This window comes from Pokkaliibacter sp. CJK22405 (genome assembly GCF_046614695.1).
Lineage (GTDB): Bacteria > Pseudomonadota > Gammaproteobacteria > Pseudomonadales > Balneatricaceae > Pokkaliibacter.
Genome location: NZ_JBKKHQ010000009.1, coordinates 1 through 24,417, shown reverse-complemented (window position 1 = coordinate 24,417; position 24,417 = coordinate 1). Strand labels below are relative to the sequence as shown.

Below are 24,417 nucleotides of genomic sequence, written 5' to 3'. Positions count from 1 at the left end.
CTTAGCTGGCTTTAGCGATCAGTTGTTGTTTTTCGATGGCATTGGCCGGACGGCGCTGGCCGCGTTCGCTGACAAACTGCAGGTTATCGTCGGTCTGCTCAGAGTTAATAAAGTGGCGGAAGCGCTTGAGCTTCTCGGGGCTTTCCAGCGTCTTGGCCCATTCGCATTCATAGTTGCCGATGTTGAGCGCCATCTCCGCTTCCAGTTCCGCATTGATGCCAAGGCTGTCTTCAAGAATGACCTGCTTTAAGTAATCCAGCCCGCCTTCGAGGTTTTCACGCCAGACGGAGGTGCGCTGCAGACGATCGGCCGTGCGGATATAAAACATCAGCAGGCGGTCGATCAGGCGAATCAGGGTGTCTTTATCCAGGTCTGTGGCGAAGAGTTCCGCATGGCGGGGCTTCATGCCGCCGTTACCGCAGACATAGAGGTTCCAGCCGTTTTCGGTGGCGATAATGCCGAAGTCTTTGGACTGGGCCTCGGCGCATTCGCGGGTACATCCCGATACCGCAAACTTGAGTTTGTGCGGCGCGCGCAGGCCTTTGTAGCGGTTCTCGATTTCAATGGCGAGGCCGACGGAGTCATCCACGCCATAGCGACACCAGGTTTCCCCCACGCAGGATTTCACCGTGCGCACTGACTTGCCGTAGGCCTGACCCGTCTCGAAACCGGCATCAATCAGCTGACGCCAGATATCGGGCAGCTCATGCAGCTGCGCACCAAAGAGGTCGATACGCTGACCGCCGGTGATTTTGGTGTAGAGGTTGTATTGCTTGGCGATCTCGCCGATGCGAATCAGCCCCTGTGGGGTGATTTCACCACCGGGAATACGCGGCACCACGGAATAAGTGCCGTCTTTTTGCATGTTGCCAAGGTAAATATCGTTGGTGTCCTGCAGGCCAATGTTGGCATCGGACAGCACGTAGCCGTTCCAGCAGCTGGAGAGAATCGAGCCAATCAGCGGTTTACAAATCTCACAGCCTTCGCCTGAACCATGTTTGTGCAGCATGTCCTCGAAGGTGTGAATCTGGCCGACGCGGATCAGGTGGTACAGCTCCTGACGAGTGAAGGCGAAGTGCTCGCAGACATTGCGATTCACGCTGATGCCACGGCTTTCCAGCTCATGGTTGACTACCTGCGTCAGCAACTGCACGCAGCCGCCACAGCCGGTGCCCGCTTTGGTGGTGCCTTTCACATCGGCCACGGAGCAGCAGCCGCCCTCGACCGCGCCGCGAATCGCCCCTTTGGAGACGGAGTAGCAGGAGCAGATATTGGCCGCATCCGGCAGTGCCGCCGCCCCGAGCATGGGTTTGCCTTCGGCGCCGCTACCGGCTGGGAGAATCAGCGCTTCCGGGCTATCGGGCAGTTCAATGGCATTGAGCATGTATTGCAACAGGGTGTCATAGTCGCTGGTATCGCCAATCAGTACCGCACCAATGACACGCTTGTTCTCGGCATCAACCACCAGCTTTTTGTACACCTCGGCAGGCTGGTTCTGATAAACGTAGGTCAGAGCGCCCGGCGTGCGCACATGGGCATCACCGATGGAAGCAACATCAACGCCCATCAGTTTGAGCTTGGTGCTCATATCAGCACCGGCGAAGGTGCTGACGCCACCGAGCAGATGGTCAGCGGCCACACGCGCCATGGTGTAACCCGGACCGACCAGCCCGAAAATCTTGCCATCCCAGAGTGCACATTCGCCGATACTGTAAATGGACTCATCGGAGGTCTGGCAGACATCGTTAATGACGATACCACCACGCTCCCCCATCGCCAGCTCAGCCTGGCGTGCCAGCTCATCACGGGGGCGAATACCGGCGGAGAAGATGATGAGATCGGTATCAAGGAAGCTGTCATCGGTGAAATTCATGCGGTGCACATACTCGGTGCCATCGACGATTTCACGGGTGGCCTTGTTCAGGTGCACACCGACACCCAGCGCCTCGATTTTCTTGCGCAGCACATCGGCGCCGGCATCATCGAGCTGCGCCGCCATCAGCCGTGGTGCAAATTCGATCACATCGACCTCAAGCTCAAGATCACGCAGTGCCTTGGCGGCTTCAAGGCCTAGCAAGCCACCCCCGATAACCACACCACGTTTGGCCTCTTCAGAGGCTTTGGTGATGGCTTCGAGGTCTTCAATGGTGCGATACACAAAGCAGTTCTTGCGGTCATTACCGGGAATCTGCGGTACAAAAGGGAAGGAGCCGGTCGCCAGCACCAGCTTGTCGTAACCGACCAGAGCACCGCTGCTGGTGGTGACGGTTTTGGCGGCGCGATCAATCCCGGTGACTTTCTCGTGCAAATACACCCGGATGCCACGCTGCTCATAACTGGCCTTCGTGGTCATCGCCAGATTGTCGGCATTCAGGGACTGGAAATACTCGGTCAGATGCACGCGGTCGTAGGCGACCCGTGGCTCTTCGCCAATCACCGTAATGTCGAAATGGTTGGCCTGCTCGCTGCCGAGCAGGGATTCGATAAATTGATGACCGACCATGCCATTGCCGACCACCACGACGCGGCAGGGCCATTGCGCTGCTGAAGTGACTGACGTCATAACGGTTCCTCACCTGTTTGTCGTAGACAAAATTCATGCATAAAAAAACGGCGTCGCTCCTGCTCTGATTTCAGAGAGGAAGCGGACGCCGTTGTCCGAAAAGAGTGAAACCGAAGTTTCCTCTTGCCTGTTTAATGACTTTCTCTAAGCAGGCTTTATGCCATTTTGAGAAAGCCTTGTAATTCAGATGCTTAGATAATCGCCATTCAAAGTGCGATCAGTTTTTGTTCAGTATCGAGGCCTGATCAATCCCGCAGGCACCGAAATGGTTCGCACGGTGGGCATGACGTTCACTGCGGAAAGAGCAGTTGCTGCCGCTGCTGTTCGCAGGAATCACCGCTGACAATCCACTGATGATACTGCTGACCAAAACGCACATCGCCGTAAAGAATGGCGCCAACCAGCTGGTTATCGCGCAGCCAGAGGCGGCGATACTCACGGGTTTGCGGGTCCATAAAGGTCATGACTTCGGCATCCTCAGAATTAATCTCGCCGCTTGAAAACAGCTCTATGCCACTGACTTTTAGCTGGGTGGCGATGGCTTCCTCTTTATAGGGCAGAGACTCTCTGCCACATAAAACGCCAGCCAGTGTTTCAGCCTGCCGCCAGATCGGAGCGACCAATCCGTAAGTGGTACCGTCAAACTCGCAGCACTCTCCCAAGGCATAAACATCCGGATCACTGGTGCGCAAAAAAGCATTTACCCGTATCGCCCGGTCACAGCTCAGGCCTGCTTCGCGGGCAAGTTCTGTGCGCGGTGTGATGCCAATCGCCATAACAACAAGATCGGTCATGATGTGCTTGCCGTCTTCCAGGGTCACGATACCTGCGAACTGCTCGGTGTGGTCTGTCTCAATACTGGCCAGACGCGCCCGGGTGATAATCCCCAGGCCTCGTTCGCTCAGGGCCGCTTGCAGCATGGTGCCTGCTTGCTGATCCAGCTGACGGTTAAGAAGCGTCTCTGCGCGATGCAGCAGGGTGGTTTCCACACCTTGCTTGCGTAAGCCTTCTGCTGCTTCAAGTCCAAGCAGGCCGCCACCGATGACAACGGCTCGGGGGGCACGAATGCGCTCTCTTTGACGCGCAAATCGGCTGAGGCGATCAACATCCTGCCAGTTACGAAAGCCCATCACGAAAGGCAAGGAGCAACCTTTCACCTTGGGTACGGTAGGCACCGAGCCGGTTGCCAACACCAGCTTGCCGTAGTTCAGCTGCTGACCTGACTGCATGATTAGCCGTTTGCTGGCGGGGTCGATCGCCATCACTCGGGTGTCGGTGCGGTACTCAAAACCCTGTTCGTCGTACCAGGCCTGAGGGTTCAGATTCAAGGCTTCATTACTGATCTCGCCTGCCAGAAGCGGAGAGAGTAGCACCCGGTTATAGGCAGGGCGTATTTCTTCGCCGAGAATCAGCACCCGCTCCGGCCGGTTGGACTCTTCAGCCAGCCGCTGCAATAGTCGGTTGGCCGCCATGCCGTGACCGATGATTACCAGATCGTAAAATCGCATTCTGGCTCTCCTTGTCCGCTATTAGCCTTGCGCCGCCTGTTTGTCTGGAGACGCTGACGGGGCATCGTCTTTGTTGCGACTGCTGCGATGACTGTCCAGATGCTCAATTTTGCGCTGTTTCTCATAGAGGAAGCTCAGCACCTGCTGGCGATAACGGTTGTAAGTTGGGTCATCGGCCAGCGCGATGCGGTTACGCGGGCGTGGCAGTTCGATATCCAGAATTTCACCGACGGTGGCAGAAGGCCCGTTGGTCATCATTACGATGCGATCCGACAGCAGCACTGCCTCATCGACATCATGGGTGATCATGATCACGGTGTTATTCAGGGTTTTCTGAATCTCCATCAAGGAGTCCTGAAGATGAGCGCGGGTCAGGGCATCCAGCGCGCCGAAGGGTTCATCCATCAGCAGTACCTTGGGCTCCATCGCCAGCGCACGGGCAATTCCAACACGCTGCTTCATGCCGCCGGAGATTTCATCGGGGCGTTTGTGCATGGCGTGGGTCATGTGCACCAGTTCAAGGTTGTGCTCAATCCAGTCCTTCATTTCCGCTTTGGTTTTCTGGCCCTTGAAGACCTGCTTCACCGCCAGTTCCACGTTCTGATAGGCACTCAGCCACGGCAGCAGCGAATGGTTCTGGAATACCACGGCACGTTCAGGCCCGGGCGTGTTGACCTCTTTGCCATCCAGCACCACACCGCCTGCCGTTGCCTGATGCAGGCCTGCGACGATATTGAGTACGGTGGATTTACCGCACCCGGAGTGGCCGATCAGGGAGACAAACTCGCCCCGGGCAATTTTCAGATTGACGTTATCCAGTGCTTTAAAGCTGCCCTTGGGTGTGGGGAATTCGATGGAAACGCCGGTCAGTTCAAGATGCTTGCTCATGGTCTGCTTTTCCTTGAAGTCGTTTGCTTAACGGGTAATGGCTTTCTTGTCCCAGGACAGCCAGCGCTGCAGGACAAGCATGAGACGATCGAGCAAAAAGCCGATCAGGCCGATCACCAAAACAGCGACCATGATGCGACCGAGAGAGTCGGAGCTGCCGTTCTGAAACTCATCCCAGACGAACTTTCCAAGGCCCGGATTCTGCGCCAGCATTTCGGCGGCAATCAGCACCATCCAGGCGATGCCAAGAGACAGGCGCAGGCCGGTAAAAATCATCGGAATCGCCGAAGGCAGCACGATTTTCACCACATGGGTAATCCAGTTCAGGCGCAGCACCTTGGAGACATTCTGCAAATCCGGACTAATCGCCGAGACACCCACGGCGGTATTGAGCAGCGTCGGCCAGAGGCTGCAAAGGGCGACGGTAAAGAGCGAGGTCAAAAAGGACTTGGCGAACATCGGCTCATCCGTCACATAGAGTGCGCTGACGACCATGGTCACCAGCGGCAGCCAGGCCAGCGGTGAGACAGGTTTGAACAGCTGGATAATCGGGTTAAGCGCCGCATACAGGCTGCTCGAAAGGCCAATACAAATGCCGAGGGGGATGGCGATCAGCGAGGCAATCACAAAGCCTGAGATCACGGTGCCGAGGCTGGTGAGGATCTGATCAAAAAAAGTGGGCTTGCCGGTATATTCGCGGATCTTGACCACGGCGTTTGGGTTTTTCTTGAGCTTGGCCGCGTTGCGTTCCTCCTGACGCGCATAAAAGGCGTCGGCTTTTTCACGCTCACGCTGATGCTCGGCAATCAGCCCCTGGGTTTGTTCAAACACCTGAGATGGCCCTGGGAACTGGCCCAGCGAGGTATCAATCTGCTTGGCCGCCAGTTGCCAGAACAGCAGGAAAACAATCAGGCCAAGGGCGGGTAAACACAGGCTGCGCAGCAGCATTTGCGCCCATTCGCTGGCCGAACGCTGCTGGCGGGTACCCATCCAGGCAGAGACTCCGGCAAGTGAGCTTCGAATAACACTCATGGCAATTCTCTCTTCATCTCTTTTCAGGCATCGGGGACGGGCTGGCAACCGCAGCCCGTCATTGGGGTTTCACGGTGACTTACAGGGTTTCTTCGCCCTTGAGGCCAATGGCGAACTTGTTCAGATAGGCGTTGGGCTGACGACCGTCATAAGTGACGCCATCGATAAAGCCGGTTTGCTCAGGTTTGAAGCCGGTTTCTGAGGAGAAATCCGGGAAGTCGGTGGGTTGCATGAGTCCATCTTCGATCAGGGATTGCGCCGCCAAGGCGTAGATGTCGGGGCGATAGACTTTCTTGGCGATGTCCATGTACCAGCTGTCCGGCTTGCCTTCGGCAATCTGCCCCCAGCGGCGCATCTGCGTCAGATACCAGATGGCATCGGAGTAGTAGGGGTAGGTCGCGTTATGACGGAAGAAGACGTTGAAGTCCGGCACCGGGCGGCGGTCGCCTTTCTCGTACTCAAAGGTGCCGGTCATGGAGTTGGCAATGACGTTGGCATCGGCACCGACATAACTGGGCTGGGCGAGAATCTGAACGGCTTCGGGGCGGTTGGCGTTGTTGTTTTCATCCAGCCACTTGGCGGCACGAATCAGCGCTTTGACCACGCGGATATGAGTATTGGGATATTTCTCTGCCCAGTCCTGGGAGACGCCGAAGACTTTCTCGGGGTTATTGCGCCAGATCTCGTAATCCGTCACGACCGGAACACCGATATCCTTGAATACCGCCTGCTGGTTCCAGGGCTCACCGACGCAGTAACCATAGATGGTGCCGGCTTCCATGGTAGCGGGCATTTGCGGTGGTGGCGTCACGGATAACAGCACATCGGCATCCAGCTGGCCGCTAGTGTCGCCACGGGCAGGCGCGTAGTAACCGGGCTTGATGCCGCCCGCCGCCAGCCAGTAGCGCAGTTCATAGTTATGGGTGGAAACCGGGAAGACCATGCCCATATTGAAAGGCTTGCCCTCGGCGCGGTACTTGGCGACTACGGGTTTCAGGGCATCGGCCTTGATTGGGTGGACAGGTTTGTCATCGGCTCCGACGGGGATATTCGGCTTCATCGCCTCCCAGATAGCGTTGGAAACGGTGATGCCGTTGCCGTTCAGATCCATGCTGAAAGCGGTGATGATATTGGCCTGTGAGCCGTAACCGATGGTGGCTCCCAGTGGCTGACCTGCCAGCATGTGGGCACCATCGAGCTGGCCGTCGATGACGCGGTCGAGCAGAACTTTCCAGTTGGCCTGGGCTTCGAGGGTGACGTAGAGGCCTTCATCTTCAAAGAAACCTTTTTCGTAAGCGATGGCCAGAGGCGCCATGTCGGTCAGTTTGATAAAGCCGAACTTCAGCTCCTCTTTCTCAGGCTCACCCAGCCCAGCCAGAGCCTGATTCGCCAGTGCGCCGCTGCCCATGATGAGGGAAGTGGCTACCACAAGGCGTTTTAGAAATGCGCGTTTGGTCAGCATGGTGTCTCTCCACGGTGTTCAAGTTCAGTGTCGGTGCTCAATCCGGAAACGAAAAAAGGCGCCGCCCCCACGTCGCGATTGCTGCGTGGAGACGGCGCCTTTGCCGTAACAAAACTGATTGTGAGTGAACCTCTAACTACTGCCAGGCTCGAATGCGAAGAGCCTTAGCAGGATAAATGCCAATTTTTGAAAACCCTTGTTTTTCATGGGGCTTAGGCTTTTTTGCGTAAGTTTGAGGAAGAGGGTTCTGGCCGATGGTGCACTGCACTAGCGCGTGGCTCACCAAAATTGCGCATTTTTTGCTCATTTTTCGTTGTTATCAGCGGATTCCTCGTCATTGTTGAGTTCACTCTTTAAGTGAGGAAAAGCAATGCCGGATATTTAGCGATTTAAAATCAGTAAGTTAGAAGGTTGTTATCAGTACGCAATCAGAATTGGCACAAGTCTCGCTAAGCAAACAGCAAAGTTTTTTCGACGGATTCAATTCGGTCGATCAGGCAAAGGCGCCTGAAGACAGCTCTCAATGAGGGTTGGCTTCAGGCGCTTTTTTTATGCCTGATCGGCAGGGGTGAGCCTAATCGGATGGATAAACGATGAGCTTAGCGAAAACGACCTGTCCTTATTGTGGCGTTGGCTGTGGCATTACTGCCGAGGTGAGCCACGGTGCCGTAAAACGTGTCAGCGGAGATGAAGATCACCCTGCCAATCAGGGCCGTCTGTGTGTGAAAGGCAGTGCTCTTGTTGAGACGCTGGGTGCCCATGACCGGCTGACTTCGCCGTGGGTTGATGGTCATGCCACCAGCTGGGATAACGCCCTGAACACACTGGTCGGGCGGTTGCAGAATATTCGTACCCGGCATGGGGATCGTTCGGTCGCCATGTATCTTTCAGGACAGCTGCTGACGGAAGACTATTACGTTGCCAACAAGCTGATGAAGGGCTTTTTAGGCAGTGCTCACGTCGATACCAATTCGCGCCTGTGTATGGCTTCCACGGTTGCTGGGTATAAGCGCGCTTTTGGCGGCGATCTGATGCCGTGTGCCTATGAGGATATCGAGGCAGCGCGTTTGTTTATTCTGGTTGGCTCCAATGCCGCCTGGAATCATCCGGTTCTCTTCCAGCGTATCGCCGCAGCAAAAGCGGCCAACCCAGAGGTGCGGGTGGTGGTGATTGACCCACGCCGGACGGCGACCTGCGACATTGCGGATCTGCATCTCGCCCTCAAACCGGGTACGGATGCGCTGATCTTTAATGCGCTGCTGGCGGAGCTGGTCCGACATGATCAGCGCGATCAGCACTTTATCGATCACCACACTCAGGGTTTTGAGCAGGCGCTCAATGCGGCACTGGAAGATGCCTTTTCTCTCGCCGGCGTGGCAGAAGCCACAGAGCTGCCCCTGAAGGATCTACAGCAGTTGGTGGATTGGTTTGTGGCGGAGCCTTTGACCCTGACCCTCTTTTCTCAGGGGGTTAACCAATCCAGCAGCGGCACCGACAAGGTCAACGCCATTCTCAACTGCCATTTGGCCAGTGGCCGTCTGGGTAAAGCCGGTTGCGGGCCTTTCTCTCTGACCGGCCAGCCCAATGCGATGGGTGGCAGGGAAGTCGGTGGTTTGGCTAATCAGCTGGCGGCGCACATGGGTTTCAGCCCGGAAGAAGTCGCGACGGTGCAACGTTTCTGGGATGCGCCGAATATGGCGACCCAGGAAGGCTATAAAGCCGTGGATCTCTTTGAGGCGATCGAGCGTGGCGAGATTAAAGTGCTTTGGATTATGGCGACCAATCCGCTGGTCAGTATGCCTGATGCCGAACGTGTTCGCCGTGCGCTGGAAAAATGCGAGCTGGTGATTGTTTCTGAATGCATGGCCAACACCGATACGCTCGCGCTGGCTGATATCGTGCTGCCTGCGACTTCCTGGTCGGAGAAGGACGGCACGGTGACTAACTCCGAGCGTCGCATTTCGCGCCAGCGTGGTTTGGTGCCTGCCGTGGGTGATGCGCGACACGACTGGCAGATCATCTGCGAGGTGGCCAGGCGTTTGGGCTTTGCCGAGGCCTTCAGCTACAACTCCCCCGTGGAGATTTTCCGCGAGCACGCTGCCTTGTCCGGCTTTGAAAACTGCGGACAGCGCGCCTTTCATATTGGCGCGATGGCCAACCTCAGCGAGGAGCAGTACCTGCAATTAACACCGGTGCAGTGGCCAGTGTTGCTTCAGCAAGGGCAGTTTATCGGCACGCCGCGTTTGTTTGCTGATCAACGTTTCTATACCGATTCCGGCAGAGCGCGCTTTATTCCCATCACCGCCAGGGCTCCGCTTCAGCAAACCAATGAAGACTTTCCGCACCTGGTGAATACCGGCCGTGTGCGCGATCAATGGCATACCATGACACGCACGGGCCGCGCGGCCAGTCTGATGCAGCACCGTAATGAGCCCTTTATTGAGATTCATCCCAGGGATGCTGAGCGTTTGGGAATTGATCATCAGGATCTTGTTTGCCTGAACAACACACTGGGCAGATACGTTGGCGTGGCACAGATCACTGCGACGGTACGCCCCGGCGAGTCATTTATCGCCATGCACTGGAATCGTCAGTTCAGCTCCAGTGCGATCAGTGGCGCCTTGATGGAGTCGCAGGTGGACCCGATTTCCGGGCAGCCGGAGTCCAAGCAGGGGCGGGCGGTGTTACAGCGGGTGGATGCTCCCTGGCACGGCTGGTTGCTGCTGCCCGGTAACTCAGGGTTTGTGCGGCCGCCGGTGGCCAATGAAGACATGCTGTACTGGTCGAGAAGTCTGCTCCGGCATTCCACCCGCTTCAAGCTGGCGGGTGTGGCCACGCCGCTGTTCTGGCATCAGTGGTGTCAGGATCATTTGGGGGCAACGCCAAGCCTGTGGCTGGAAGACAAAGCCAGGGGTACGTTTCGTGCGGCCGCTATTCATGACGGCCAGCTGCAGTGGATGCTGGTGATTGGTGCCACAGGCCGTTTGCCTGAAAGCGGGTGGGTGGATTCCCTGTTTGCTGTCCCCGAACTAAGTCGTGATCAGCGACGTCAGCTTCTGTCCACGCAACCTGCCGAAGGCGAAGCCCAGGGGCAGGTGATCTGTAGCTGTTTTCAAATCCGTGAGCCGCAAATTCGGGCGGCCATTCATGCAGGCTGTGTCAGCACCGCGGCCTTGGGTAAAGCATTGGGGTGCGGCACGAACTGCGGCTCCTGCCTGCCCGAACTGAATAATCTGATTCAAGAGGAGTCTCATGATGCTGCTTGAAAATACCTTTTCTGCACTGCTGCAACGCACTTCTTTTCATCGTCTTGGGCAGCTGACGGGTATCAGCGCTATGCTGCGACTGATTCAGGGCGGCAAGAGCCATCGTCAGGATCTTCAGTCAGTAAAACAGGCCGAAGAGCCTGTCGCCAAAAGTGCCAGGCCGGGACACGTCATGTTGATTGGTACCGGTCCCGGAGCAATGGATCTGCTGACCGTACGCGCTTATCGCTTGATCTGCGAAGCCAAAGTGGTGATTTATGACCGTCTGGTGGGCGATGACATTCTTGATCTGATTCCCGCGGACGCCGAGCGCTATTACGTCGGTAAAAAGCCGGGGCAGCATTCAGCAACCCAGGATGAGATTAATGCGCTGATGATTGACCTGGCCACCAGGCATCCGCAGGTGTTGCGGCTTAAAGGTGGTGATCCGGCCATTTTTGCCCGCCTTGCCGAAGAGCGTGATGCCTTGAATGGTGCAGGGATTAGCTGGTCGATAGTGCCCGGAATCACTGCAGCATCCGGTTGTGCTGCCAGTGTGGGAATACCTCTGACTGATCGCGCTTCAGCCCACTCGGTGCGTTATATCACTGCGACCCACTACCGTCAGGATATCGCCCATGACTGGGCAGAGTTGGCCCGGGAGGATCAGACTCTGGTGTTCTATATGGGCGTGGAGAATGCCAGCCAGATTTCCCGTGAGCTGGTCGCTCATGGCTTGCCTGCTGACTGGCCGGCGCTCATTGTTGAGCGCGGCACTCAGCCCGGCCAGCGAAGCCTGCGGCTTAGCCTCGGTGATCTGCCTCAGCAAATCGCGAAGCATCAGGTCAAAAGCCCGGCACTACTGATTATCGGGAAAGTGGTAGAAGCGGCGCAGACGGATGTGCTGGCTCTGGAGCTGGCGGACTCTTTCGAAGTGGCGGCTTAGGCTTAAGCGATTACACTTCGGTACAGCGTATGAAGAAAGCCCGTTGCTGAGTGGTCAGTCACGGGCTTTTTTACGGAGAGTCTGACGATTGAATGCGTCGCTGTAAGGCGGTGTCAGGTACCGGTTTTCTGTACCCGTTCAGCGGCATTCAGCAGTGAGACTGCGATTTCTCCCAGACTTACGTTCTGGCTCATGGCGCTCTGTCGCATGCGAGTGTAAGCCTGTTGTTCACTCAGCTGGAGTGAGCGCATCAGCACACCCTTGGCGCGTTCGATCAGCTTGCGATCCTCCAGCGCCTGTTTGGCCTGTGTTAATTCCTGCTGGATTTCCTTGATCTGTTCGGACTGCTGTTGCATCAGTTCATACATCAGCTTCAGAGGCTCACCGCCGTCTCTTAGCGGCAAGGCGGCATCCATTTCACCTTCCAGAAGAGGGCTGCTATCCGAGGCGCGTGGCAGCAGTTTATCCAGCTCATGCGTATGCTGGCTCATGGCCAGGCGCGCCTCTTCCATGCGGGTTTCACAGGCTTGCCGTAGCGCTGAGGCCAGCAGATCCTCCAGCTGCCGTAGCTGATCGATACGTTGGGTCGCCATGTCGTACCAGACTTCGCTCAATTCCGGGGAAACCTCCATGCCATCGCTAATACCGCTGATTAGCCGACGTAACTGTTCAAACTGATGCTGAGGTTCGCTGCAAAGCCAGTCCTGCCACTGCCGAAGCGCCTGCGGGTGGTCGAAGGATTCAAACACCCCCAGACAGCGCTGCTGGGCATACAGCAAGTTCTCAATCCGCTCGAATACCTCTTGTGTGAATTTACCTGCGGCGAAACCAACGGCTCCCCAGGCGCGCTCTTGTCCTGCGTATTCCTTGCCTTGCATGAGATGAAACAGGGTCACCAGTAAGCGGGTAATGGCAGGATCTGTGGCGATATCCGCCGTTTCAAAGACCACAGCGAGGAGCCCGCGAATCAGTCTGATAAAGGATTCGGTAGACTGGCTTGGGCAGACGTCACGTTTCCTGATGCTCTGGCGCAGCGCCGGTAGCTCATCAAGACCATGTAAAACCAGAGCGACACTGTTCAGCAGGCGGACATTGGCCTGAGGCATTTTCGGCTTCAGATAGCGTTGATCCAGCAGCAACCGCAGTCGGGTTTCTTCTGCGCTACTGACCTGGCTTTGCTGCTCCAGCTGATCCGCAAAGTGGGCACCTCCCGAGGCAAGGAAAATATTGCTCGCACCGCGCTCACGCTGCAGTTGGTGAATCAGGTCACTAATGGCGCTGACCATTTCGCAGGTCGTTGCCAGCTGATGCAGGCTTTCAATTTCAGCCTGTTTGGCCATCAGGATAAATCGCACCGTATCGCGGTTCGCTGTTGTCATGACTGAGCCTTGATCAATCGGGCGAGTGGAAGCTCACTTTGGTGGCATTTTTCTTCAGGTCGGTCATGGCTGCGCCAAAAGAGGGAGCCAATTGACTGAAAAAGACCACAAAACGGATGGGCTTTTGCTGAACAGGCTTGGTGCAAGAAACGTGCTTGAGCCTCTTTCGGACGTCTAAATGGATTCATCCGCTTTAACGAGGCTGGCCTTGGTCACCAAAACCCCGTTTAATACCGCGCCAGGATTGAGGAGACTGAAAATGGATTTTTTGGGTGAAGCGCTGGAGGGCTTACTGGGCGGAGTGGGCCGTGCAGTAGGCTGGATTATTTTTGAATTTTTCTTCTGGACAGTCTGCTACTGGGTGGGCTGGCCGATATGCCGGATTTTGACCTGGGGCCGCTACCCGCATTATGAGCGGGTCGTGTTTATGGATGACTCGCGTGATGATCCGCCTCTTGGCTGTGCAGTCGTCGGTTTTTTGGTGATTGTACTTGCCTGTTTGAGCCTGGCTGCGCACTTCAGTTCTGCGACTCCATAGCGCTCTGCGTAGGGTTGAGATGTATTAACGTTTTTTGTCCTGAAGTGCGATTTTCTTCGTGAGCGAAAGTGAAAAGGCTTGGGTATGATCTCGCAGCTTTTTGCTCAGGCACCTTGCCTTGCTCTTTTGGAGAAAAAATTGAAACGGGTGTTCTCTTTAGCTGCGGCCTGTTCCGCAGTGGTTTTAATGTCACTTGCAGGATGCGCGACAGGTCCGATTTATCAGGACTATTGGAAGAAAGACGGGATCTCAATGGATCAGGCCAGAACCGCTGAGGCGTCTTGTCAGTACGATATCGGTATGGCGCGTTTTGCTGATGCGTCTGAGCGTCAACAGATGCTGCAGGCTTGCATGATGAAAGACGGTTATCGTTGGGGAACCTATACCCTGACTTCGCCGGGTAACTGACCCGCGAGCTGTAAATCAAGGCTGTAAAAAAGCCCGGTACTGAAAACAGTCACCGGGCTTTTTTGTTTCTGTTCCGCCCTTCCCGCTTCACAAGGAAGCAGGAAAGACAGAGCGTCAATTAACGGTAGTTATCAACGCTTGGGCAAGAGCAGATCAGGTTACGGTCGCCGTAGACGTTGTCGATACGGTTGACCGTTGGCCAGTACTTGCTGGTCGCCATCACGCCTTTGGGCAGAACGGCTTCAGTCTGGGTGTAAGGACGGTCCCAGGCCTGAGTCAGGTCAGCCAGCGTGTGAGGGGCGTTGCACAGCGGGTTGTTGTCCGCAGGCCAGACGCCTTCCTGAACCTTGGCGATCTCTTCACGGATAGCGATCATCGCATCACAGAAGCGATCCAGCTCTTCCTTGGATTCAGACTCGGTAGGCTCGATCATCAGAGTGCCGGCCACAGGGAAGGACATGGTTGGCGCATGGAAACCGTAGTCCATCAGACGCTTGGCAATGTCTTCCTCGGTCACGCCGCTCGCCGCCTTGATCGGACGAATGTCGATAATACATTCGTGCGCGACGGTGTTATTGCGGCCTTTGTACAGCACAGGATAGTGCGGTGCCAGACGCTGCATGATGTAGTTGGCGTTCAGAATCGCCAGCTCAGTTGCCTTGCGAAGACCGAGGTTACCCATCAGCTTGATGTAAACCCAGGAGATCGGCAGGATCAGCGCGCTACCAAAAGGTGCGGCAGAAACAGCGTTGTTACCTTCGACAGGAACACCTTCAATTTCGTTAACCACGTGGTTAGGCAGGAAGGGCGCCAGATGGCTCTTCACACCGATAGGACCCATGCCTGGGCCGCCACCACCGTGAGGAATACAGAAGGTTTTGTGCAGGTTAAGGTGCGATACGTCAGAGCCGAACTTGCCAGGTTTGGACAGGCCAACCTGTGCGTTCATGTTGGCGCCGTCCATGTAAACCTGACCGCCGAACTGGTGAGTAATGTTGCAGATCTCAACCACTTCTTCCTCGAATACCCCGTGGGTGGAAGGATAGGTGATCATGATGCAGGCCAGATTGTCGGCGTGTTGTTCTGCTTTCGCGCGCAGGTCGTTGATATCAACGTTACCCTGATCATCACACTCAACGATGACGACTTTCATGTTCGCCATTGCTGCAGAAGCAGGGTTGGTACCGTGGGCAGAGCTTGGGATCAGGCAGATGTCGCGATGCGACTGGTTGATGCTCTCGTAGTAACGACGGATCGCCACCAAACCGGCGTATTCGCCCTGTGCACCTGAGTTAGGCTGCATGGAAACAGCGTCGTAACCGGTGATTTCCACCAGCCAGTCTTCCAGTTCCTTGATCATGGCGTGATAGCCACGGGTCTGGGCCTTCGGCGCAAAGGGGTGAATGTTAGCGAACTCGCCCCAGGTGACAGGCATCATTTCGCTGGTAGCGTTCAGCTTCATGGTGCAGGAACCCAGCGGAATCATGGCGTGAGCCAGTGACAGGTCCTTGTTTTCCAGGCGCTTCAGGTAACGCAGCATTTCGGTTTCGGAATGGTAGCGGTTGAAGGTCTCGTGAGTCAGGAAGGCTTCCTGACGCTGATAGCCTGCAGGAATACCGCTCAGGGACGCATTAACGGCTTCGCTATCCAGCGCAGCAACGTCAAGGCCGTGACCTTCACCCAGGAAAATATCAAACAGCTCGGCGATATCCGCGGCAGATTTGCGCTCATCCAGGCTCACACCCAGCTTGTCGCTGTCGAGCTTGCGCAGGTTCACACCCTGAGCGATGGCGGCATCATAAATAGCCTGCTGCTTTTCACCGACGTTAATGGTGATGGTGTCAAACCAGGAATCATTCACCAGCGTCAGACCTTTCTGCTTCAGGCCCTGAGCCAGCAAGGTGGTCAGACGGTGGATACGGCCAGCAATGGCTTTCAGGCCTTTGGCGCCGTGGTAGACCGCATAGAAACCGGCCATGTTGGCCAGCAGCGCCTGTGCGGTACAGATGTTGGAAGTCGCTTTCTCACGACGGATATGCTGTTCGCGGGTCTGCATCGCCATACGCAGGGCCATGTTGCCATGGGTATCGACGGACACACCGATGATACGGCCAGGCATGGTGCGCTTGTACGCATCCTTGGTGGCGAAGAAGGCAGCGTGCGGGCCGCCAAAGCCCATAGGTACGCCGAAACGCTGGGCAGAGCCGACAACCACATCAGCACCCATGCTGCCAGGTGAGCGCAGCATCACCATGCTCATCAGATCAGCGGCAACACACACCAGTGCTTTCTGGTCGTGAGCCTGTTTGATCAGTGCTTCAAGGTCGGTGACTGCACCGGTCGTGCCGGGGTATTGCAGCATCACACCGAACACTTCGTGGTTAGGCAGATCAGCCACATCACCGATAATCAGCTCAAAACCAAAGTACTTGGCACGGGTGACCAGTACGTCGATGGTCTGCGGATGTACTTCGTTGGACACGAAGAACTTGTCAGTTTTCAGACGGTTAGAGCGTTTGCACAGAGCCATTGCTTCAGCAGCGGCCGTGGCTTCGTCCAGCAGAGAGGCGTTAGCCAGCTCCATGCCGGTCAGATCAGTGATGACCTGCTGGAAGTTCAGAAGACCCTCAAGGCGACCCTGAGAAATTTCAGGCTGGTAAGGGGTGTAAGCGGTGTACCAACCCGGATTTTCCAGCACGTTACGCAGGATAACGGGAGGAACGATGGTGTCGTAGTAGCCCATACCGATGTAGGACTTGTTAACGACGTTCTGCTCAGCCAGACCACGCAGGTACTGGATCACCTCTTCTTCAGTGCGAGCATTATCCAGGCTCAGCTCAGCCGGCAGACGGATGCTGGCAGGAACGGTTTTCTGGATCAGCGTGTCCAGAGAAGGCTGGCCGATGGTGCTCAGCATGGCTTCTACGTCAGAAGTGCTGGGGCCAATATGGCGTTGAATGAAGTCGTCCCGTTGTTCAAGCTGGGAGAGGCTCTGAGAATGCGTGCTCATCGTTCTACCTGTGAGTTGGACCCTGAGTCCGTCTTGCGTTGGCGCCTGCCTTGTGGGTATGGCGACAGTTTCGTGGCAGTGAGAGCTGTGCTCAGAGCCATAGTAAAGACGTGACTACCGAGGAAAAGTAACGTTAATACGTGTTAATCATCACCTGACAATAGCGTCTGCTGCGATGCAGGATAGCAACCTAAGCAGGGTAGCAAGCTGAGAGACGATGTCGAGTCAGTTGCTCGTATTGTGCGCGGTGGGTCTAAAAATCTGAGCCCCGAAACCAGGAGTGAATATCACACCCGGTGCGGGGCTCTGGAGTCATGCCGACGCTTATTGAGCGTCTTCAACAACCTTGGCGTAGGCTTCAGCGGTCAGCAGCTGGGAAACTTCTTCTGGCTGAGTCAGGCGCAGCTTAACAATCCAGCCACCTTCATAGGGCTCGGAGTTTGCCAGTTCGGGGGTGTCGTTCAGTGCTTCGTTCACTTCCAGAACTTCTCCGGAAACCGGTGAGTAAAGGTCGGAAGCGGCTTTAACGGATTCGATGACACCGAACTCTTCGCCCGCATTCATTTCACGACCCACTTCAGGCAGTTCAACAAATACGACGTCGCCCAGCAGTTCCTGAGCGTGATCGGTGACGCCTACCAGCACCGTGCCATCGCCATTGTCGAGAATCCACTCGTGGGTATCGACATAAAGAAGATTGGCAGGAATCTGACTCATGATGTAATCCCTAGTAAATCGAGGTTATATGCCCGAATTGGCTGGGCAGGTTGCCTAAAGGAAAAAAATTTCCCGCTATTATGAAGAAAACTGAAAAAAATTATAGTCATCGACTGAAATAAATCCCGCTTTTCACTACGGGTTTTACCTCAACAGGCAACCACATTTACCGCTAATCCGCCGGTCGAGGTTTCCTTGTATTTTGCCTGCATATCCAGCCCGGTCTGGCGCATGGTTTCAATGACATTGTCCAGCGAAACATGATGCGTGCCGGTACCGCGCAGTGCCAGTCGTGCTGCATTGATGGCCTTCACAGCGCCCATGGTGTTGCGTTCAATACAGGGCACCTGAACCAGACCCGCGATGGGGTCGCAGGTCAGCCCGAGGTTGTGCTCCATGCCGATCTCTGCAGCATTCTCGATCTGCTCGTTAGTGCCACCAAGCACAGCACATAGCGCGCCAGCTGCCATGGAACAGGCCACGCCAATTTCACCCTGGCAGCCGACCTCGGCAGCAGAGATTGAGGCGTTCTCCTTATAGAGCATGCCGATAGCGGCGGCTACGCAGAGAAAGTCGATAATGCCCTGACGATTGCTGTTGGGAATAAACCGATCGTAATAGGCTAATACTGCCGGGATGACACCGGCCGCTCCGTTCGTTGGTGCGGTTACCACACGGCCGCCTGCGGCGTTTTCTTCATTCACCGCCATTGCGTAGAGGTTGACCCAGTCGAGTACGGTGAGCTGATCCTTAAGGCCAGCTTCAGGTTTCAGGGTCAGCTCCTTATAGAGCTTTGGAGCGCGTCGTGGGATGTTGAGCCCGCCAGGGAGCAGGCCATCCGCTTGGATGCCACTTCGAATGCACTGGTCCATAACTTCCCATATGCCGAAGAGATCCTGCTCAAAGCGGGTATTGTCCCGCCAGGTGGCCTCATTGAGCTTAATCAGTTGGGCAATACTGAGATGGTGTTCTTTGCAAAGCTGGAGAAGTTCAGCCGCGTTATTAAAAGTGTAAGGCAGTGCCTGAAGGGCTTTGTCCGCAGGATTGGTCTTGCTTGCCTCGGATTCACTGAGAACAAAACCGCCACCGACCGAGTAGTACGTTTGTTCATGCACGCAGATGCCCGCAGCATCATAAGCACGCAATGTCATCGCATTGGGGTGTCTTGGAAGAAAGGTTTGAAAATGGAAGATCAGATCTTCTTCCGGAACAAAGGCAATACGGTTCTCACCTGCAAGCGCGAGGGACTGGGTCTGATAAATGCTGCGGATGTGATCATCGTGACTCAGCGGGTCGGTAGTGGCGGGAAGCTCGCTCATCAGGCCTAACAAAGCGGCGCGGTCTGTGGCGTGACCTTTACCGGTGAGGGCCAGTGAGCCAAAGAGATTGATGCGAACGCGCGACACCTGATGGAGCATAGAGGCCTGATTCAGCTCATCAACAAATCGACAGGCGGCCAGCATAGGGCCCACGGTGTGAGAGCTGGAAGGGCCAACGCCAACTTTAAAGAGATCAAAAACACTCAACAGCATGATGAACTATCTGACTCCGTGTTTCCTATTGGAAACTTGTGTTTTGGTTAACTGAGGCCGTTTGTTCTACTGTGCCTATTCTAGGGGGCAGTGCACCGTGAAAACCATCCTTGGAAAGTAATGTATTGATTAGGAAGGCTAATGGTTTGTTGCTCCGTTAGCGCCGCTAAGTCCCGGTATTTATGACATTTGGCAAAAAGTTTACGATAGGAAACCTGTAGGCGGTTGTTTTCGGCTGATTGTCGCTATAGTCTTGCCGCACTGATAACGAGCCGTCTGTGCTTTTCTTCTTTGTCTTTAAGGTTGGCCCTGTTGGGTGGCCGGGAGTCTTCACATGTCTGACGCAGCTTTGCTGAAAACCCCTCTGTTTGATCTTCACGTTGAACTGGGTGCCAAAATGGTTCCTTTTGCGGGCTATGAGATGCCAGTTCAGTATCCGGCAGGTGTAAAAAAAGAGCATGAGCATACTCGTGCTGAAGCCGGATTGTTTGATGTGTCGCACATGGGTCAGGTGCGTCTGAGTGGTGAAAATGCAGCAGCGGCGCTTGAGAAGCTGGTGCCGGTCGACATTATCGACTTGCCTCTGAACAAGCAGCGTTATGCGCTCTTTACTAACGAAGAAGGCGGCATTCTGGATGACCTGATGGTCACCAACTTTGGCGACTCCCTGTTTGTTGTTGTGAATGCTGCCTGTAAAGCGCAGGACATCGCTCATATGCAGGCGAGTCTTGGTGAAGGTGTTATCGTTGAAGTGCTTGATGACCGCGCATTGCTGGCTATTCAGGGGCCCAAAGCGGCCGAGGTCATGGCGCGTATTAATCCCGCACTCTCTTCTATGGTGTTTATGGATGCCGGGCAGTTTGATCTCGCTGGTATCCCTTGTTTTGTCAGTCGCTCTGGTTACACGGGTGAGGATGGCTACGAAATCTCCGTACCGGCTGATCAGGCAGAAGCCCTGAGTCGCCGCTTGCTGGCCGAAGAAGAAGTGATGTTTATTGGCCTAGGTGCACGTGACTCACTGCGTCTTGAGTCTGGTTTGTGCCTCTACGGACATGACATCGATACAGAAACAACCCCTGTTGATGCGAGCTTGTTGTGGGCGATTTCCAAGGTGCGTCGTGCTGATGGCGAGCGTGCAGGTGGTTTCCCCGGTGCTGAAAAAATTCTGCGCCAGATTGCCGAGAAAAACATCAGTTCCAAGCGTGTTGGTCTGGTGGGTGAAGGTCGGGCTCCAGTGCGTGAAGGTACCGACATTGTTGATGCAGACGGCAATGTGATTGGAAAAGTGACGTCTGGTACTTTTGGACCAACGCTTGGTGCTCCTGTGGCAATGGCTTATGTTGCGACAGCCTTTGCTGACGTGGGAACTGAAGTGTTTGCACTGGTACGCGGCAAGCAGCTTAAAATGTCTGTCACCAAGATGCCGTTTGTTCCACAGCGATATTTCCGTGGTTAAAACGGTCTAGAAACCAAAGAAAAAACCGCCTTAAAGGCGGTTTTTTTATGCGCGGATTAGGCGGGAAGTTCCGGGGTTAGTTCTGCGCCTGAGCGATATAGTTGCCATCCAGTGCGCGCTGAATATCTTTGGCGACATCCAGTCGCAGGCCTGGGCGACGGGGATTGCCCATCAGCAAGGCAAACCGCAACCACTGATCCTTCACCTGGATATAGCCAGCAAAAGCTCGAACGTCGGAAAGTGTTCCTGTTTTCGCCTGGATGCCTGGGGCCTCGGTCTTCAAAAGCTTTTGATATGGCTGGAAGGCTTCCAGCAATTGACCCATTTCCAGCACCGTGATGTGCGTTTTGCGCGAGAGGCCTGAACCTTCCTCAATATGGAAGCTTGGCCACTTGAAGCGCTGAGCAACAAAGTTGTTCATGGCGGTCTGGGCTTTGCCAAGTGAGGCAGGAGCGCCAAGTTGTTGGGCGCCCAGTGTAAGGAATAACTGGTTGGCTATCACGTTGTTGGAGTAATACAGCATGTTGGACAACACGTCTTCCAGTGAATCCGGGTTGCTGAATTCGCCAAGTGAGCTTGCCTGTGGTGGGCGTTTGCCAATCTGAATCAGGTTGCGAACCTTGATGCCTTTTTCCTGAAGGTGCACGCGGAGCTGCTCGGCAAAATAGGTCTGGTAGTTCACCGGATTGGTGCCGAGATTGATGCGGTCACGATAGCCCTTGAGACGAGATGCGTAACTGAAGGCGGTCGGTGTAAGCGGTGTCTGAATTTCGGCGGACGCAATGCCGTCATTGGTTCGCTTCAGGTAGAGCGTGTTGTAGTTAAGGATGACTGCGCCGGGCTTTGCATCATAAGGGTTCAAGGTATCTTCTATGCCGTCAGGAAGTTCATCCGGCGTGAAGTAGCTATTATCGATGCCAATGCCTTTCACGGCAGTGATGCCCCGGGAGCGAATATAGTCGGCCATCGCCATCAGGGTTTCTGAAGTCATGGTCGGGTCGCCACGGCCTTCCACCCAAAGAATGCCATCATGATCAAGCCAGAGTGGCGTTTTGTAGTGGTAGTCCAACCCAAGCACATTGATGGCATAAAAAGCAGTTAAAAGCTTAATGGTAGAGGCGGGGACGCGTGGTGTTTCCAGGTTCTTGCTGAGCTCTGAGTGGCCTTCCACCCACAGACTGGCATCATTGGGCAGATTCAGGGATTCTGCATGAGAGGTTTGTACCAGCCCCAAAGTGCCAACCAATAACGAGGCTGAAAGTGTTAGAGGCTTAAAAATACGACGCATTGAGGCACCTCTGAATCAACGTGTGTCATTGCAAAAATAAGATAAAGCGAACCGTGGCAATCTAATGTTCGTAGGGCAAGTGTGAACGGCCTTGATTAATTCCTCAAGGCGAAAGGTGTAACCTGTGGCTTATTTCCCTGTTTTGAAGGAATAAATAATGAATAAGGTGACGATTTCATACTGTCCCCTGTGTCGATGGATGCTGAGGGCTGCCTGGATTGCTCAGGAATTGCTATCAACATTTGAAGAAGAGCTCGATGAAGTGGCTTTAAGACCCTCTGGTAAGGGTGTGTTCACCATAGAGTTTAATGGCGAGCTACTTTGGGAGCGTGTGCGTGATGAAGGCTTTCCTGAGGCCAAGGAGATTAAAAAACGCTTAAGAGATCAGTTGGATCCAGCTCGGGATCTTGGTCACATTGATCGTTAAATGATTTTTGTCTGCGGCAGACTTTTATTGGTGTCTTTTTCCATGAAAGCTGACGTTGAGTTGCCTATAATGGCGCCTGCATCTCGCTCCGCTGTCCGAAACATAACAGGGCAGCGCGATCATGTTACTTCACTGACTGGTTGATCTATGACTGTTCGTACTCGTATCGCTCCTTCTCCTACCGGTGATCCCCACGTCGGGACTGCTTACGTTGCTCTCTTTAATCTGGCGTTTGCCAAACAGCAGGGCGGCGAGTTTATCCTCCGTATTGAGGATACCGATCAGGTGCGTAGTACGCCGGAATCTGAGCAGGCTATTCTCGACTCACTTCGTTGGGTGGGTATTGAATGGTCGGAAGGTCCGGATGTTGGAGGCCCTTATGGACCATACCGTCAGAGCGAGCGTTCTTCTATTTATAAAGAATACGCTGATCAGCTTATCCGTGATGGTCATGCATTCCACTGTTTTGCCACGTCTGAAGAGCTTGATCAGATGCGCGAAGAGCAAAAAGAGCAGGGGTTGCCCCAGAAGTATGACGGCCGCGGTCTGAAGCTCTCGCAGGATGAAGTGCAAAAGCGTATTGCGGCTGGCGAGCCGTATGTTATCCGAATGAAGGTGCCGGAAGAGGGTGTCTGCGTCTTTAATGACATGCTGCGTGGGCAGATTGAGATTGATTGGGCACAGATCGATATGCAGGTGTTGATGAAGGCTGATGGCCTTCCAACCTATCACCTGGCGAACGTGGTGGATGATCACTTGATGAAAATCACCCATGTAATCCGTGGAGAAGAGTGGATTAACTCTGCGCCTAAGCATTTGTTGCTCTACAAGTATTTTGGTTGGGACGCGCCGGAGCTTTGCCATATGCCATTGCTCCGCAACCCCGATAAAACCAAACTGTCCAAGCGTAAAAACCCTACCAGTATTAATTTTTACGAGCGCATGGGATACATGCCTGAGGCGTTGCTGAACTACCTGGGGCGCATGGGCTGGTCTATGCCGGATGAGCGGGAAAAATTCTCTCTGGCTGAAATGATTGAGCACTTCGATATTCTTCGAGTCTCTTTGGGTGGGCCGATTTTTGATCTGGAGAAACTGAGCTGGCTTAACAGCCAGTGGCTTCGTGAGCTGGATCAGACGAGCTTTATCCTGCGTTTTGTGCAGTGGGGGCTAAATGCTCAGTATCTTTCTCCGGCGATTGAGCACATCATGCCGCGTATCAATACCTTTAGTGATGTTGTGCCTCTGGCTGGGCATCTGCTGAGCGGAATGATTGATGTGAAGGTGGATGATTTCACCCATAAAAAGCTCGAAACCGAAGATGTGCGCCGCATTCTGCAGTTTGCTGCCTGGAAGCTGGATGTGCAGCGTCAGTGGGATCGTGACTCGCTGTTCGAGGTGGCTTCCGGACTGGCTAAGGCGATGGGTTATAAAGTCGGTGAGTTTTTCTTCCCGCTCTTTATCGCTATTGCAGGAACCTCTGCGACATTCTCCGTGGTTGATGCGATGGCGATTCTGGGGCCAGACTTAAGTCGTGCGCGCTTGCGTCATGCAATCGGCGTAGTGGGCGGGCCCTCGAAAAAAGAAGCTAAAGCTTGGCAGAAAGAGTTTGATGCACTGGTTTGAAGCTACATGTCGCTTCTGAAGTAGAGGCTTAGGCTGCTTCGATAGAAGGGCGGTTGCAGATGCGACTGCCCTTTTTTATTAGTGTTTAAGTGGTCGGTGTCAGAAGAGTCGTTTGGTGAATTGGGTGGTCGCTAAGTTATTGAGATGCATAAAGTATTAGGGGATAAAATCATTGACAGGGTGGGGGATGGTTATTACTATACGCCCCGCAACGCAGCTAAGGGGCTATAGCTCAGCTGGGAGAGCGCTTGCATGGCATGCAAGAGGTCAGCGGTTCGATCCCGCTTAGCTCCACCAAATCTGCGTTTGTACCACGTCCCATTCGTCTAGTGGTCCAGGACACCGCCCTTTCACGGCGGTAACAGGGGTTCGAACCCCCTATGGGACGCCAT

The 24,417-nt window shown here is 54.7% G+C and carries 17 protein-coding genes and 2 tRNA genes; 9 read left to right on the top strand and 10 right to left on the bottom strand.

The genetic code is table 11. The annotated features are described in order from the left end of the window. Position 1: 1 nt before the first annotated feature. From nirB to ACKC9G_RS05465, 5 genes are all read right to left on the bottom strand, one after another. On the bottom strand, positions 2–2,563 hold the full coding sequence (gene nirB, locus ACKC9G_RS05485) for a nitrite reductase large subunit NirB (protein ID WP_411403930.1): 2,562 nt from the start codon (positions 2,561–2,563) through the stop codon (positions 2–4). A gap of 290 nt (positions 2,564–2,853) precedes the next feature. Next, a complete protein-coding gene (locus ACKC9G_RS05480; RefSeq protein WP_411403929.1) occupies positions 2,854–4,071 on the bottom strand; it encodes an NAD(P)/FAD-dependent oxidoreductase in 1,218 nt (405 codons plus the stop codon). A 21-nt stretch (positions 4,072–4,092) separates the two neighbouring features. Beyond that, positions 4,093–4,959, bottom strand: coding sequence for an ABC transporter ATP-binding protein (locus ACKC9G_RS05475; RefSeq protein WP_411403928.1), 867 nt, complete (start codon positions 4,957–4,959; stop codon positions 4,093–4,095). 27 nt (positions 4,960–4,986) lie between these two features. After that, positions 4,987–5,907, bottom strand: a complete 921-nt coding sequence (locus ACKC9G_RS05470; protein WP_411404110.1) for an ABC transporter permease — start codon at positions 5,905–5,907, stop codon at positions 4,987–4,989. A 163-nt stretch (positions 5,908–6,070) separates the two neighbouring features. Then, a complete protein-coding gene (locus ACKC9G_RS05465; RefSeq protein WP_411404109.1) occupies positions 6,071–7,399 on the bottom strand; it encodes a CmpA/NrtA family ABC transporter substrate-binding protein in 1,329 nt (442 codons plus the stop codon). A 647-nt stretch (positions 7,400–8,046) separates the two neighbouring features. Here ACKC9G_RS05465 and ACKC9G_RS05460 point away from each other — a divergent pair. Together ACKC9G_RS05460 and cobA are read left to right on the top strand one after the other, a co-directional pair. Continuing rightward, positions 8,047–10,719 carry a molybdopterin-dependent oxidoreductase gene (locus ACKC9G_RS05460; protein ID WP_411403927.1) on the top strand — a complete coding sequence of 891 codons (2,673 nt, stop codon included), beginning with the start codon at positions 8,047–8,049 and terminating at the stop codon, positions 10,717–10,719. Then, complete coding sequence (gene cobA, locus ACKC9G_RS05455; protein ID WP_411403926.1) at positions 10,706–11,644, top strand: uroporphyrinogen-III C-methyltransferase; 939 nt, start codon at positions 10,706–10,708, stop codon at positions 11,642–11,644. Before ACKC9G_RS05460 ends, cobA begins: the two co-directional genes overlap by 14 nt. A gap of 113 nt (positions 11,645–11,757) precedes the next feature. Here cobA and ACKC9G_RS05450 read toward each other — a convergent pair whose 3' ends face one another. Further along, entirely contained in the window at positions 11,758–13,023 is a 1,266-nt protein-coding gene (locus ACKC9G_RS05450; RefSeq protein ID WP_411403925.1) for a nitrate- and nitrite sensing domain-containing protein, read from the bottom strand. A 178-nt stretch (positions 13,024–13,201) separates the two neighbouring features. Between ACKC9G_RS05450 and ACKC9G_RS05445 the strand changes: the two genes are divergently transcribed. Further along, entirely contained in the window at positions 13,202–13,561 is a 360-nt protein-coding gene (locus tag ACKC9G_RS05445; RefSeq protein ID WP_411403924.1) for a hypothetical protein, read from the top strand. Between the two features lie 186 nt (positions 13,562–13,747). Further along, a complete protein-coding gene (locus ACKC9G_RS05440; RefSeq protein WP_411403923.1) occupies positions 13,748–13,969 on the top strand; it encodes a hypothetical protein in 222 nt (73 codons plus the stop codon). 118 nt (positions 13,970–14,087) lie between these two features. Here ACKC9G_RS05440 and gcvP read toward each other — a convergent pair whose 3' ends face one another. From gcvP to ACKC9G_RS05425, 3 genes are all read right to left on the bottom strand, one after another. Continuing rightward, the gene (gene gcvP / locus ACKC9G_RS05435; RefSeq protein ID WP_411403922.1) at positions 14,088–16,979 is read right to left on the bottom strand and encodes an aminomethyl-transferring glycine dehydrogenase; all 2,892 of its coding nucleotides are present in this window, start codon (positions 16,977–16,979) and stop codon (positions 14,088–14,090) included. A gap of 324 nt (positions 16,980–17,303) precedes the next feature. Continuing rightward, positions 17,304–17,696, bottom strand: a complete 393-nt coding sequence (gcvH, locus tag ACKC9G_RS05430; RefSeq protein ID WP_411403921.1) for a glycine cleavage system protein GcvH — start codon at positions 17,694–17,696, stop codon at positions 17,304–17,306. A gap of 149 nt (positions 17,697–17,845) precedes the next feature. After that, a complete protein-coding gene (locus tag ACKC9G_RS05425; protein ID WP_411403920.1) occupies positions 17,846–19,228 on the bottom strand; it encodes an L-serine ammonia-lyase in 1,383 nt (460 codons plus the stop codon). A 334-nt stretch (positions 19,229–19,562) separates the two neighbouring features. Between ACKC9G_RS05425 and gcvT the strand changes: the two genes are divergently transcribed. Then, complete coding sequence (gene gcvT / locus ACKC9G_RS05420) at positions 19,563–20,684, top strand: glycine cleavage system aminomethyltransferase GcvT (protein ID WP_411403919.1); 1,122 nt, start codon at positions 19,563–19,565, stop codon at positions 20,682–20,684. 76 nt (positions 20,685–20,760) lie between these two features. Here gcvT and ACKC9G_RS05415 read toward each other — a convergent pair whose 3' ends face one another. Then, on the bottom strand, positions 20,761–21,972 hold the full coding sequence (locus tag ACKC9G_RS05415; RefSeq protein ID WP_411403918.1) for a D-alanyl-D-alanine carboxypeptidase/D-alanyl-D-alanine-endopeptidase: 1,212 nt from the start codon (positions 21,970–21,972) through the stop codon (positions 20,761–20,763). Between the two features lie 157 nt (positions 21,973–22,129). Between ACKC9G_RS05415 and ACKC9G_RS05410 the strand changes: the two genes are divergently transcribed. The 4 genes from ACKC9G_RS05410 (at position 22,130) to ACKC9G_RS05395 (ending at position 24,416) form a co-directional block, all read left to right on the top strand. Beyond that, a complete protein-coding gene (locus tag ACKC9G_RS05410) occupies positions 22,130–22,399 on the top strand; it encodes a SelT/SelW/SelH family protein (protein WP_411403917.1) in 270 nt (89 codons plus the stop codon). Positions 22,400–22,546: 147 nt separating this feature from the next. Beyond that, complete coding sequence (gene gltX, locus ACKC9G_RS05405) at positions 22,547–24,025, top strand: glutamate--tRNA ligase (protein WP_411403916.1); 1,479 nt, start codon at positions 22,547–22,549, stop codon at positions 24,023–24,025. 221 nt (positions 24,026–24,246) lie between these two features. Then, positions 24,247–24,322: transfer RNA gene (locus ACKC9G_RS05400), tRNA-Ala, on the top strand. 18 nt (positions 24,323–24,340) lie between these two features. After that, positions 24,341–24,416 (top strand) — tRNA-Glu (locus ACKC9G_RS05395). Position 24,417 lies beyond the last annotated feature (1 nt).